Origin of the sequence: Sporolactobacillus mangiferae, from assembly GCF_023336505.1 — a bacterium.
GTDB classification, from domain to species: domain Bacteria; phylum Bacillota; class Bacilli; order Bacillales; family Sporolactobacillaceae; genus Sporolactobacillus; species Sporolactobacillus mangiferae.
In genome coordinates, this window is record NZ_JAMAST010000001.1 from 380,659 (window position 1) to 393,893 (window position 13,235).

The 13,235-nt window shown below is 45.2% G+C and carries 11 protein-coding genes; 3 read left to right on the forward strand and 8 right to left on the reverse strand.

Going from position 1 to position 13,235, the window contains the following annotated elements:
• The first annotated feature begins 6 nt into the window (after positions 1 to 6).
• Together M3N64_RS01850 and M3N64_RS01855 are read left to right on the forward strand one after the other, a co-directional pair.
• Positions 7 to 582: a tryptophan transporter gene (locus M3N64_RS01850; protein WP_249096471.1), complete on the forward strand. Its 576-nt coding sequence runs from the start codon at positions 7 to 9 to the stop codon at positions 580 to 582.
• 237 nt (positions 583 to 819) lie between these two features.
• Positions 820 to 1,224, forward strand: coding sequence for a YtxH domain-containing protein (locus M3N64_RS01855; protein WP_249096472.1), 405 nt, complete (start codon positions 820 to 822; stop codon positions 1,222 to 1,224).
• An 84-nt stretch (positions 1,225 to 1,308) separates the two neighbouring features.
• Here M3N64_RS01855 and M3N64_RS01860 read toward each other — a convergent pair whose 3' ends face one another.
• Both M3N64_RS01860 and M3N64_RS01865 read right to left on the reverse strand, forming a co-directional pair.
• On the reverse strand, positions 1,309 to 2,541 hold the full coding sequence (locus tag M3N64_RS01860) for an aminopeptidase (RefSeq protein WP_249096473.1): 1,233 nt from the start codon (positions 2,539 to 2,541) through the stop codon (positions 1,309 to 1,311).
• A 107-nt stretch (positions 2,542 to 2,648) separates the two neighbouring features.
• Complete coding sequence (locus M3N64_RS01865) at positions 2,649 to 3,251, reverse strand: YpmS family protein (protein WP_249096474.1); 603 nt, start codon at positions 3,249 to 3,251, stop codon at positions 2,649 to 2,651.
• 798 nt (positions 3,252 to 4,049) lie between these two features.
• Here M3N64_RS01865 and M3N64_RS01870 point away from each other — a divergent pair.
• Positions 4,050 to 4,940, forward strand: coding sequence for a peptidylprolyl isomerase (locus tag M3N64_RS01870; RefSeq protein WP_249096476.1), 891 nt, complete (start codon positions 4,050 to 4,052; stop codon positions 4,938 to 4,940).
• A 397-nt stretch (positions 4,941 to 5,337) separates the two neighbouring features.
• Here the strand turns inward: M3N64_RS01870 and M3N64_RS01875 are convergent, their stop codons facing one another.
• From M3N64_RS01875 to M3N64_RS01900, 6 genes are all read right to left on the reverse strand, one after another.
• Positions 5,338 to 5,631, reverse strand: a complete 294-nt coding sequence (locus M3N64_RS01875) for a sporulation YhaL family protein (protein ID WP_438270981.1) — start codon at positions 5,629 to 5,631, stop codon at positions 5,338 to 5,340.
• Between the two features lie 187 nt (positions 5,632 to 5,818).
• Complete coding sequence (yhaM, locus tag M3N64_RS01880; protein WP_249096478.1) at positions 5,819 to 6,793, reverse strand: 3'-5' exoribonuclease YhaM; 975 nt, start codon at positions 6,791 to 6,793, stop codon at positions 5,819 to 5,821.
• Between the two features lie 63 nt (positions 6,794 to 6,856).
• A complete protein-coding gene (locus M3N64_RS01885; RefSeq protein ID WP_249096481.1) occupies positions 6,857 to 8,263 on the reverse strand; it encodes a sensor histidine kinase in 1,407 nt (468 codons plus the stop codon).
• Positions 8,260 to 8,937 carry a response regulator transcription factor gene (locus M3N64_RS01890; RefSeq protein WP_249096486.1) on the reverse strand — a complete coding sequence of 226 codons (678 nt, stop codon included), beginning with the start codon at positions 8,935 to 8,937 and terminating at the stop codon, positions 8,260 to 8,262. The genes M3N64_RS01885 and M3N64_RS01890 overlap by 4 nt, the downstream gene beginning before the upstream one ends.
• A gap of 105 nt (positions 8,938 to 9,042) precedes the next feature.
• Positions 9,043 to 11,835: an ATP-binding protein gene (locus M3N64_RS01895; protein WP_283163257.1), complete on the reverse strand. Its 2,793-nt coding sequence runs from the start codon at positions 11,833 to 11,835 to the stop codon at positions 9,043 to 9,045.
• 52 nt (positions 11,836 to 11,887) lie between these two features.
• Positions 11,888 to 13,129 (reverse strand): metallophosphoesterase family protein, encoded by a 1,242-nt coding sequence (locus M3N64_RS01900; RefSeq protein ID WP_249096492.1) that lies wholly within the window; start codon positions 13,127 to 13,129, stop codon positions 11,888 to 11,890.
• Positions 13,130 to 13,235: the final 106 nt, after the last annotated feature.

A 13,235-nucleotide genomic window follows, 5' to 3' on the forward strand; every position in this document is an offset into this window, starting at 1 on the left:
ATCAGTATGAAACTCAAAAATTTAATTGTTGTCGCCTTGTTGCTTGCCATCGGAACGGTACTTCATGCAGTATTTCCGGGGCTGATTTTCGGAATGAAATCTGATTTAAGCCTTGTAATGCTTTTCCTGGCACTTTTTCTCTTTGCCGACCGGAAAACGTTTCTTGTGATTGGTCTGGTTGACGGTATCCTTGCCGGTCTGACCACCTCGCTTCCGGGCGGATTCTTTCCAAATGTTATCGATAAACTAATCACATCAACGATTGTTTTCTTTGTTTTTTACTTACTTGCTTCCCTGCTCCGATCAAATACAGGCTCTGGTCAGTCAAAAGTAAAATACATGTTCTGCACTGTCCTCGCAGGTATCGGAACGGTGCTCAGCGGAACGGTTTTCCTTCTCGCCGCGATTTTTATTGCCGGTCTCCCGGCCTCAGCATTTGGTGCCATGTTTGTTGGCATGGTGCTTCCGACGGCCCTGGTGAATCTGGTTCTGTTTGCCATTCTTTATCCCATCGTTGTTAAAATCGGCGAGCGAAGCGGATTTCTGCATCCTGCAGCGCATCCGACCACTTCATTAAGGTAAACCAGAATAAATAAATGAAGCAAAAATAATGATTTGAAGGTGTCTCAGAAGTCTTTTTGATGATGGGACACCTTTACTGTTTTTATAAACTGCCTCCTGACGATGGTTACACGTATTCTTTCTTTTTAAGTCTCTTTTTTCCTTCTTCTTTGTTCCCCGCTTTCAAGTGATAACCGGGAGCATCTGGGGTATAATAGAATTAATGATGATTTCACAATTTCCCGGGAGGTGAATGAAGTGGGCAAATTTTTATCGTACACATTCGGCGCGATTGTCGGCGGGATCGTCGGCGGTACCGTTGTGCTTCTGACAACACCAAAAAAAGGTGAAGAGATTAGAAATGACTTGAAAGAAAAGGCAGTCTCCATCCAACAGCCGCTGAAAGAGGCTGCAAACAACTTAAATCAGGTCAAAGACCGTGTCATCGCACTTAAAGATGAGAGTGTTCCTGTCCTCAGATCGGCGATCACAGACATCGGTAATCTTTTGCAGGATTGGAAAGAGGATGTTCAGCCTTATTTAACAAAAATCAAAAACAATGTGGTTCAGCTGGAAGCGGCAAAAGACAAACTGGCCAATAAACTGACGGAACATTCTCCTGAGAAAAAACAGGGCGAAGAAGAGACCCCGCCATCATTGTAATCAGAAGATCCCGCATTTGGACGTGCGGGATCTTTTTTTATACTTTTTGAAAGAAAACACGGTGGCCGAGCCATTTGCGTTTCTTTAAAACGCCCAGGCCCCGTTCTGGAAAACCGGCTCCCATTCGCCGCGCTCATTCTGAGCCTCTATATCCAGCTGGTCAGAACCAATCATAAAGTCCACATGGATCAAGCTGTCATTGGCGCCATGCTGCTCCAATTCTGCAGCAGACATTTCGGTCCCTCCATCAAGGCAGGTAGGGTAAGCTTTGCCAATGGCTAAATGGCAGGACGCGTTTTCGTCATAAAGTGTCGTATAGAAAACCAGACCGGACTTTGAGATGGGGGAAAGATTAGGAACGAGTGCCACTTCACCAAGGAAGCGTGCACCTTCGTCTGTATCGATCAAATGATTGATCAGTTCTTCGCCTTCCCTCGCATTGAGGCTGATTATCCGCCCGCGTTCAAATGTCAGCGAAAGTTTCTCAATCAGCTTGCCACCGTAGACAAGCGGACGTGTCGCCATTACTGTGCCGTTCACCTCTGTTTTTGCTGGCAGCGTATACACCTCTTCAGTCGGGATATTCGGGATAAAGGTTGTACCCGCGCTGTTCACCGCTGCTCCGCCATCCCAATGATGAGCCGGGTCGAGCCCAATTGTAAGATCCGTTCCCGGTCCTTTATAATGCAGTTTTCTGAACTTCTTCCTGTTCAAATATGCTTTCTTTTCCGACAGCCTCTTTGTGTGATCCTTCCATGCCTGAACCGGATCATCACGATCAGCACGTGTCATTTTAAAAATAACTTCCCATAAATCAGCCAGCGCAAGCTCCCTGATCTTTCCCGGGAACAGTTTTTTTGCCCACTCAACAGTTGGATAAATCAAAATGGTCCAGCTCACGCGATCAGACATCCGGTAATCAAAATAAGTTTTCAGAGCCCGCCACATCGCTTCCTGATCGAGCGCCGATTTCTTCGGATCAATTCCGTCCATCACACCAATGCCAGCTGTTTTGATATCAATACACGCAGCACCGCGTTTGACAAGGTCCGTCAATTTTTCCGCCTGCCATATCGGATAGTCAGCAATCACCGTTTCATCCGCATATTTTAGTTTCAGATGTGCCAACTGATCGTCAGTCCAATTAAAATAGACACGCTTTGCGCCGGCCTGATAAGCCTTCTCAGTAACGAGACGTACCAATTCACCTGCTTCGATCGGTGCTTTGACCAGCACTTCCTGTCCCTTCTGAACGTTGGCTCCTACATGAACAGCCAATTCAGCATACCTTTCCAGCTTTTGCATAAAAGTCTTCAATACTGGTCCCTCCCGTCTCCCATAGTATGCACCAATTATGTTACCTTTTTTATTTTAACACTTGGGGAGTCAGTTGATGCAAGCGTTACCAACAATTGAATGAACTTTTATTTACGCACTTGATGCACACTGAATGACACTTCATTATTTGGCAGATTAACCGTTTGTGCACGCAGATAAAGTCCCTTCTGTACTTCAACATCAGTCAAATGGATGTAAACCTGACGCTGCTCCGGCTGGATCACAACCCATTTTGGAAATTTCGAACCCATCTTCAGAAAGCTCAGCACCTGCTTGTCCGGAAGCGGTATACTTCCCAGCTTAACGTCGGTTTCTTTCAATACAAGATCCCCATCGGATACTTTTGGTGTAAAGGTGAGGGAAAACGGAATTGCGGTAAACAAAAGTTTGTATTTACCGTTCAAAACAAGCTGATCACCAATGTTTACGTGATAAGACAGCCGTTTATTATTGCCCGAATCAATCTGATCATTAATCATGTTCTCGAGTTGCTGCTTATTTGCCTGCACCGAAAAAATCGCCTGTCCTTTGGTTCGATTGACGTGCGGTGTCGGTGAGTCCGGGGAGGAAAATCCGTTTGTAAGAAAAGCAAAAAAAACCAGAAGTGCCAGAAGTTCAATTGAAATCAGGATCAGGAAGGCGTATTTCCAAAAGTTTTTCTTTTTTCTTGTTTGTCTGGAACCATTCATGTAAACGTTCCTCTCTTTTTATTCTACTACTTAGAAAATATATCGTTTTAATGATGAGTGCGATGATGAGTCCTCCATCGCCAGGGGAGCTGATAACATCAGGCCTTCTTATACGATATGATAAAAAAGTATAGGATTTTATTTTAGCTAAGCGTCAATGTGCAAGCCAGATACGAAAGGTGAGACGCCTGCGGGATTGTCCCAGTTGATGCGTGCCATAGAGACCCCGCAGATTCCAGCTTGCCTGAGGAGGCTCGCAGTGCGACGGCGGCTTCGCCCGTGTCAAAGGCTTGACGAAGCTAAGTTTTCTAATACTATAAGAAAGTATATAAAATTTAAGGAAAATAGTATAAGTGCAACTAAGGCTTCGCCCGTGTCAAAGGCTTGGCAAAGCCAAGTTTTCTAATACTATAAGAAAGTATATAAAATTTAAGGAAAATAGTATAAGTGCAACTAAAGCTTCGCCCGTGTCAAAGGCTTGACGAAGCTAAGTTTTCTAATCTATTTTGACAAATGAATACTTTTTTTCAATTGAATGTGAATCATAAAGGACCCGCAGTTTTTTATTATAGCGCATTTTATGAATCATGCGAGAAACAATTTCACAAACACCGCGGTAATCAGACAAGAAGTTCCTGCAATAACTCGACAATCCGGACCTGTTTCAGTTAGAATGAACTGTGTTGCAGGTAACGCGCTTTACAACCTAAAAAATCATGCTGCTTGCGACGGATAACCGCGCGCAACAACGAAATACTGTTGTAATGTGGAACATTTAAAAATATAGGAGTGGACGTAGTGAAGAAAATAATAATGATTCTAGCCGCCACAATCGTGCTCGCAAGCCTTGCTGCCTGCGGAAATGGCGGAGATGATGCCGTTGTTGTTAAAACAAAAAGCGGCAATATTACGAAGGAAGATTTTTACAATGAATTGAAAAAAACAAACGGGGAATCGGTTCTGCAGAATCTTGTATACGAAAAACTGCTGGAGAAGAAATACAATGTTTCACAGAAAGCTGTCGACGCCAAATATAATGAAGTGCGCAAAACCTTCTCTTCGGAAGATCAGTTTAAGCAGGCGCTCGCTCAGAACAATCTGACTGAATCTCAGTTCAGACGCCAGATCAAAGATTCCCTAATGATGACAAAAGCGCAGCAGACAGGCATAAAGGTCACTGAGAAAGCGCTCAAAGATTACTACAATAAGAATAAGGTCCAATTAACCGAACTTAAGGCAAGCCATATTCTCATTAAGAAAAAATCAACCGCTGAATCTGTTTTGAAACAATTGAAAGGCGGCGCAGATTTTGCGAAGCTTGCCAAAAAATATTCAACCGACACAGGATCGAAGGACAAAGGCGGGGAGCTCGGATGGTTCAAGCAATCGACAATGGTTTCTGAATTCAGCAATGCAGCCATGAAACTGAAAGTCGGCCAGCTCAGCCCGCTTGTTTATTCCAGCACAGATGGCGGTTACCATATCATCAAACTTGAAGGCAAAAAAGATTCATATGAGGATCTCAAGTCTTCAGTAAAAGAAGCTTATCTCGCCAGCAAGGAAAAATCACAGGACGAAGTCATCAAGAAATTGATTAAGGACGCAGATGTTCAGGTTAAAGATAAATCTTTTAAAGATCTCTTTAATTCAACATCCACAACGTCGACCACATCAACAACACAACAATAAAAATTGAAATCATGAACACCGGCCTGGCAGATCCATATCTCCCTGACCGGTGTTTTATCTATATAAACGTATGAAGAATTAATCACAGGTACTGTTTCACTTTGCTGTTGATCTTGTACCTGACAGACAGTCCAGCTGCCCGTTTGCCGCAGACGTACCGCAAGTCTCCTCAGACAGGTTGGAAATCCGCGGGGCCCTTGCTGACACGCATCAACAGCCCCGGTCGTGCAGGCGCCTTTTGGTTTGGTATGTGTATTTTGTATGGTGGAAAATCCTAGTGTACGTAAATACGAGCTGTATCCTTTATTCCATGGTATTTTCATTCAAGTGATGTCCCATATCCTTCAAGCAGGTCATGAATATTTCTTAATTGAAAGAAAGAATCCGAAAGCCATGATCACTGCATGGTTTTCGGATTCTTTAAATCTTGACGGCGCTTTTTTTCCGCATTTATTCGCTTCATGTACACATTTCCCTGCTGCTCAATCCACTCATCATCCACTTCTCTTTCCTGTTTGGAAAGATTAAAAGCCTGATAACCGCTGAAAATAATGCCCGCAACAACTAAGTAAACCCACCATGCAACGCGCTCCAGATTATTCAGTATAGATTCAAGCATTCCGAATTGTTGCATCATGAAAAGAACGAAGAGCGCGCCGACAACAATCAATGATCTTCTTGCCTGTTTCATCCTTTCGCCTCCACGCAATCTAACCGTTGGTCTGTCCCATTTTCTGATTGCGTTATAAACTATGCTCAGAATCAGAAAATTAGACCTTGGATGCATGATTATAAGTATATTGGATGTGGCGGACATGAGGCATCTGTGGCTCAGACATCAACCGCTGCCTGGCTGAACCGAGTTTTCCCTTCTCACCTCATTGCTGTGATTCAGTCTCTTCTTCGTCTGCGTCAAACGAAGGGCGGTAAAGCATTCGATTATTCATCGCAAAAATTCTTTCCGAAAATTCTCCCGGCCGCGTCTTGCGAATCGCACGGGTCATGACGTTAATTTTGGCATCCATATCATCAAGCATATGCAAAATCTCTGCTTCTTTGAACATTGGCGGTTTCGGACTGCCCCATTCCGGATTCTCATGATGGCTCAGTACCATGTGCTTCAGCAGAAGCACCTCTTCTTTATCACCAATACCCAGTTCGTCTGCAATTTTTCCAATATGTTCAACCATAAGCGAAATATGGCCGAGCAGATTCCCGGACAAGGTGTAGCTTGTTGCCGTTACACCGGATAGTTCCTCCAATTTGCCCATGTCATGAATAATAATGCCTGCATACAGTAAGTCCTGATTAATTTCCGGATATTGATGAACAACTGCTTTTGCCATATCCAGCATACAGCACACGTGATAAGCAAGACCAGACAGGAAATTATGATGAATACTCACAGCTGCGGGGTATTCAAAAAACGCCCGTTGATGTTTTTTGAGCAGGGCACGTGTCAGTCGCTGAATGACCGGGTTTTTTATTTCAAACAAATATTGTGTTATTTTTTCGTTAAGCTGGTCGATTGTGAGCGGCGCAGACATGACCAGCTCTGCTTTATTAACCGGGTCCCGTTCCGTCGCCGGACGAATGGTCCGGATTTTGAACTGATTTCTTCCTCTGAATGTGGTGATTTCACCTTCCGCAAGGACGATTGCACCGGGTACATAATTTTGTTCATCTTCTGCGGTACAGCCCCAAAGCTTTGATTCGATGTCACCTGTCTTATCCTGCAAAAAGATCGTAAGAAAAGGCTTACCATTACTGGCCAATCCTTTTGTCACACTTTTAATCAACAGGTACTCATGAACGTGCTCGCCTTCTTTATAAAATGCGATTCCTTTCACCACGAATCCTTCCTTTCATTCCGCCTTGTTTTTCCGTATGCACCCATCGATTTTGCATGCGAGAAATCATTCGTCCTTCACTTCTCCAGCGGACTTTTTGCTGCCTTTTTCCTTTGGTGGTGCCGGCAGTGTCATCCGAAACTCAACCGCATTCTCATGATTAACGACGTCTATTGCTCCATGATGATTATGAATGATTCGTTTGACAATTGCCAGCCCCAGACCAAATTGACCTTTTTCGCCTTTTTTGAATGGCTCAAACATTGCTCTGTGCTCATCTTCCGGAATCGGCGGCCCATCATTTTTCACACAAATAGTGGTTCGATAAGCATCGCTTCCGTTTGCTTCCAGCCATATGTTTTCTTTTGCATAGCGAAGCGCATTCTCAACCAAATTCTCAATAACCGTCTGAATCTGTTCTTTGTCGGCATAAATGACGGTCTGACCGCCGTCAATATGAATCTCTATATCTGCACGCTGAGTCATAAAACGTTTGCGAACGAGAGCCGCGATATCTCCAAAACGGAGCCGCGAAAAATGCATCTGTTTGTCACTGAGCGAATCAAATCGGGTGAAGTACAGCAGCTTGCGCACACGTTTTTCCATTTGTTCTGTTTCCTGAATAATAATATCCATCGAATCATCAAGTCCGCCCTTTGGATAGATACCGTCTTTAACGGACTGCGCGTAACTCTGTATAATCATAATGGGTGTCTTCATTTCATGGGAGGCCTGCTGGAGAAATACTTTTTGAGATTGATCATATTTAATCAGATTCAGCCGCATTTCCTCAAATTGAGCAGAAAGCCGTTCGTATTCAGCGTCACCTTTCCATTCAAACGGCTTCTCCCAGTTTAACCGTGAAATCTCTTTGAAACGACTGCCAAGTATATCAAGCGGCCTTTTGAGATAGCGGGCAAGCCAGAAAGCAAGAAACAGACTAAGAATGCTTGCCAATACGAAGGTGAAAATCAGCCGGCTCCAGAGACTGTTTTTTAATTCATTGGTATAGGCATCCCACATATAAGAAATCGTATAGCCGTTTGTGCCATCCAATGCGCGGAATTTTCTTGCGACAAAATATAATGTAGAGTCATTCTGCTTCAGTTCATAACGTGCAAGCCCGCTTTTCTGATGCCTGACCTTGTTCAGCATCTCCCTGTAAACCGTGCGCTCTGCCGGGACCTGACCATACAAAAATTGCAGATTGCTGCTGACCACCATCGTCCAGACGCTGCCTGTCGCACTTTGCTGGCTTCCCTTGGTTTCCGGATTATCGACAAGATAGCCCCCGCCGCCAATTCGAAAATTAAGCAGTTGCTGAACTTCAATCGTTCGGAAAGTATTCTCTTTCAATGTACTTTGAATCGAATAAGGATAAACGAAAAGAATAATGACACCAATGACACATTCAAGCAATGCGAATGAAAGCCAGATCCGTTTGGTCAGAGTCATTTTAAAATGCCATTTCATGAGACAATCCTGTATCCCGCACCGTAAACGGTTTCCAGTGACAGGCGGTTCATTTTTCTTCGAATGCGCCGCACAACATCATCGACCGCACGATCAGAGCCAACATAATCCTCGCCCCATACTTCATGCAGAATATCCTGACGTGACTTTGCGACATTCACATTTTCCACCAGATAAAGCAGGACATCGAATTCTTTCGTAGTGAGTTCAATTTGCTGATTTTCTTCATCAAAGACCTTCCTGCGCACAACATCAAGCTGATATTTTGAGATGACCATCCGATTTTCATGAATGCCCGCACCATATACGCGATGCAGCAGTTTTTTCACTCGAATAACCAGTTCACGCGGCAGAAACGGTTTCGCAAGATAGTCGTCGCTGCCCAATTCAAGGCCCAGAATTTTATCAAGATCCTGGTCTCTGGCTGAAATAAAAATAACGGGCTGTTCGGAATGATTCTCTTTAATTTTCTTTATTAAATCATACCCTGACATTCCGGGAAGCATGATATCCAGCACCCATAAATGGACACCATTATGCAGATAATCCAAAGCTTCCTCAGCCGTATGAAAGACAGATACGCTCCAGCCTTCATTCTCCATATACGCTTTAAGAATGGAGGACAGACTTTCTTCATCTTCAACAAGATTAATTTTAAAAAGTGTTTCATTCATTCTGAAATCATCCTTATATGATTCTTGAGTTGCAGGTTATTATTATAAATTATAACATGCACTGCGCCCATACCGACAAAAGAGGCAAAATTTCACAATCCGAATTCAGCTGTGCATCGATTCTTCCATATCTAAGTGAAAAACCGATTCAGGATGTTCACGTAGATACGGACTGTCATGGCAGGTGAGGATAATGACTTGTCGTTCTTCTGCTATTTTTTCAAGCAACGCGTATACGCGTTCCGAGCGCTGACGGTCAAAATTCACCAATCCGTCGTCAATAATCACTGGCATCGTCTCATACCCGCTGAATTCTCGCATCAGCGCAAGACGAAGAGACAGATAGAGCTGTTCGGCAGTACCACGGCTCAATTCAAACGCACGAAATACACGTCCCGTCGCATCTTCGACATGAAAACCATCACGATCAATGCGAACATCTGTATAACGTCCGTCCGTCACTAAGCACAAATAACGGGCAGCCTCACTCAATACACGTGGCAGCCGTTTTTTTCGATAATGCTCTTTCGCCTTCTGAATCGCCCAAAAAGCGGTTTGATAAACCGCCCATTCCTTAGCTTTCCGGTTTACTTCTTCTAAAAGGACATGGTAATCATCCAATAAATCGCGATATGAGTGACTGCTCTCAAGTGCCAGACACTTTGCCTGATCATCTGCCAGTTGATTGCGAACTGATTTCAGCTCTGCATCACATTGTGCGATCTGATCTCTGAATTCCGGTTCTGATTCTTCCTCCCATTGCCGTTTATTCAAATATGCGGAATAGGCAGCAATCTGTTCTTCAGATCCGGTTAACTCAAGCAGTTGCTTCCTTGTCGTTGCCAACTGTTTTTTTAGCGTGATTCGATGTTCATTTTTTTCTGCCGCTGCGTAGAATTGTTCTTCATCAGTCACCTGGGCCGCTCTGAAAAGCCCCGTTTGATCATGCTCAAGCGCTGAAATAAGTGCCAGGTACCGATCTTTCTGTTTTTGATAAATGTGCCGCTGATGATCCATTTCTTCTCTGCGGCGGATGCGTTCGATTTCTTCATGGCAGCGCTGCGCCAAATAGTGTGCATCTCCGCCGGAAATACCCAGTTCCGCAGCCAGACTGCGCGTCTCTGTTTCAAAACGCCTGATGCGCTCTTTCAGCTTCCTTTTTCGAATCACAATCTGCTCAAGCAGTCGGCATTTTTCCTGAGTTTCATCTACGAGGTGAACCTTTGCTTCAACTTCGGTCAAATCACTGACAATGAATCCGCAACTATTCAGCCAGTTAATAATTGCTGCTTCCTTTTCTTCGCATAAACGTGAACATGTTTCCTGTCTTTTTTTTAAACGAAGAATCTCCATATCGGCAGCATTTAATTGCTGTTCCAGAAGCCCTTGCTCCGCGGAAAGCCGTTCCATATCACCCGATGCAGCCGTATTCGCGCGGGCATCTGCTTCCGGACGCTTCTGCATCAAGAAAAAAATACCGATCATTGCGGCCATCCCCAGGATGGCGACCGGGATACCCGCCAGAGGAGCAATCCAGGCGGACGAAAGCGCAGAAAGTACGATCGTTAAGACGATGAAAGCGAATGTCTGTCTCAATGATGCGAAGGATCGTTTTCTCTTTTCCGAACGTTTCCGTTCTCCAGGATCCACCGCTTTCATCTTCTCTGCCTGCTGGTTCAATTGTTCATGCCAATTCAGTGCAGCCTTCAAATCACGTGCCAATGCGCGGCGATCTTCGAGCAGACCTTTCCACTCGCTTAGCTTTTCCTTCAGCTGCCGCCGGATCGATAATTCGGGCGAGACATGCTGGATGCGCTCAATCGTCCAGTCTCCGCCCAACTGGGCGACTGCGCGCCGGCACTCAGATTGCAGCCGCGCCTCCTCTTCCTCAATTCGCTGTTCTTCCTGCACGTATTGCTGATGGACGGATGCTTCGCGATCCAGACGCTGGATCGCCGCTTCATGCGTTCTCCATTGCATGTCAACGCGAATGACTGACCGAGATTCATCCAGCTGCTTTATCTGCTCATCCAATTCCGCGCATTCCGTTCGATACGATGAAAGGCGTTTCTGCACATCCTCATAACGTTCTTTTCCATTTTGCGGAAATGGAGCATCTGACTTAAACGCCCGCAATTCATGTTGCAGTGACTGGTAAGTCCTGATTAATGGCCGCGCGGCTTTGTATGCTGTCCATTCATGAAACTTCTGCTGCACGATTTTCTTTTCCTGTTCAAGTTCCTCAATACGTTTGCGACCTGCCTCCATTGCATCTTGAAGCTCCTGATACTGATCGAGCTTACGCTCCCATTCTTTCCGTTCCGAGGCGTTTTTGTTCAACGCGCCGAGCAATTGATTAATCTCTGGATTTTTTCCACTTTTTTTAAAAAGATCAGCGCAATGTTTCTCTAGCGTCTGTTCAAGATGGCCAAGTGTACCGCTGCCGATCATCCCCGCACCAAGAAGCAGATCGTTCAGATCATCCGGATCCATCTTATCAATATCACGGAGCCCGTCCAGATCAAAACAGAACACATGCTCAAAAAGCATACGATTCATGCCCCTAAGCAATTCATGCAGACTTTCAGCCTTGCGCGCTTCCCCGATCACATGCAGCCGTTCTTCACGCCCGAACGACCTTTCAATCTGATAGCGGATTCCATTATCCGCAACGAACGTCAAAAGTCCGCCAAGTCCATCAGAGCCAGCTGTCCCGCTCCATTTTTCAAGATTTTTTTTTGAAGGAAATCCAAACAACTGATTTAAAATGAAGGCCATGATCGTCGATTTCCCGGATTCATTTTCTCCGTAAATCATGATCATCGGTGTGTGCGGCAAGCGAATGGATTTATTTCTGAAACGGCCAAATTGATGAATAGTCAAAGATTGTAATCTCATGGTTTAAAGCGAAAATGGCGGAAAGCAGATTCGCCGTACCTCCTCATCTCTTTCATTCATTATTTTCCAATTGCTGACCGATCAATGCGTCAGCAAGCAGCTGCTCGCTCTTACGGCGGATCTCTTCCTGATCTTCTCCATTCAGAGGATCCAGATAGTTTCTGCCGATGCGATGCATGTATAGGAGATCCGAGGCCTGATTCACACTGCCCGGCTTCTCAATGAAACGAAATAAATCGCCAAGAAAATGAGGACTGCTTAGAACCTGCTGTTTATCCCAGGAAGTTCGAAACGTGACTGCTCCGGGAATGAGCCAGATAAAGTCGTCCATTTCTTCTTCATCCCCATTCAGAGCGTCTACAAGTTCCTGAACGATCTCCTCCACTTTAAATCCTGGAATGCCAGGATCAGCAAACGAAAGGTCTATTCGAATGAAGGCTCCTTTATGCTGCATGCGCTCTTTTTCCTTAAAAGAGGTCAGTGCCCGTTCTAGCTGATCAGCGCTTACGGGACCGGAAAAACCAAGTGACGCCTGTGCCCATTCCAGTTCTGCTGTCGGGAGAAACTGTACCTGTGCGCCGTCGTGATCCAGTTCGACCAGCGAAGCGCCTTTCGCACCAAGTTCAGATGTTTTGAAAGAAAGTCCCTGCAGATTGCCGGGATACCATGCCGGAACTGAAGATGGAAGCTGCTGCCGCTTGTGAATATGGCCCAGAGCCCAGTAATCGAAACCGGATTCATCCAGCTCTCGAATCAAAAAAGGGGCATAGTGACCTTCAGCCGATTCGTTACGTATTTCTCCATGCAGGATGGCAATATGATAATCCGCATGCCCTCTTTTATGATACTGGAGAACTCTGTCCTCATGAATCCAGCGCTGATGATAACTGAAGCCATACAGGTTAACCACTTGACCGTCTGCACAGGTCACAGAAAACACGGACGGCATCTCCGGGAAAACGTGAACATGATCAGGCATCCGCAAATGGCCCCATTCTCTGTTCACATGATCATGATTCCCGTACACAAGATAAACAGGAATGGAAGCGGCACGCAGTCTGTTCATCTCACGGACGAACAGACGCTGCGCTTTAATACTGCGATGATTGTTGTCAAAAATGTCGCCGGAGATGATCAGGAAATCAGGATCTTCACGGAGTACGGCATCAATGAGCCGTGTTAATGCACTGAATGTGCTGTCCGCCGCACGCTGGCGGATCGTTTCGGGCAATTGTGTCAGTCCGTCGAACGGTCGATCAAGATGCAAATCCGCCGCATGAATAAATCGAACCAAGACACTCCCCCCTCACTCTGTCTGTTTGTTCCATTTTATCACAACCGATCACATGTTCTCAATCCGGATTGAACCGCGGAAGAACATCGATCTGTGTTTATCGGAT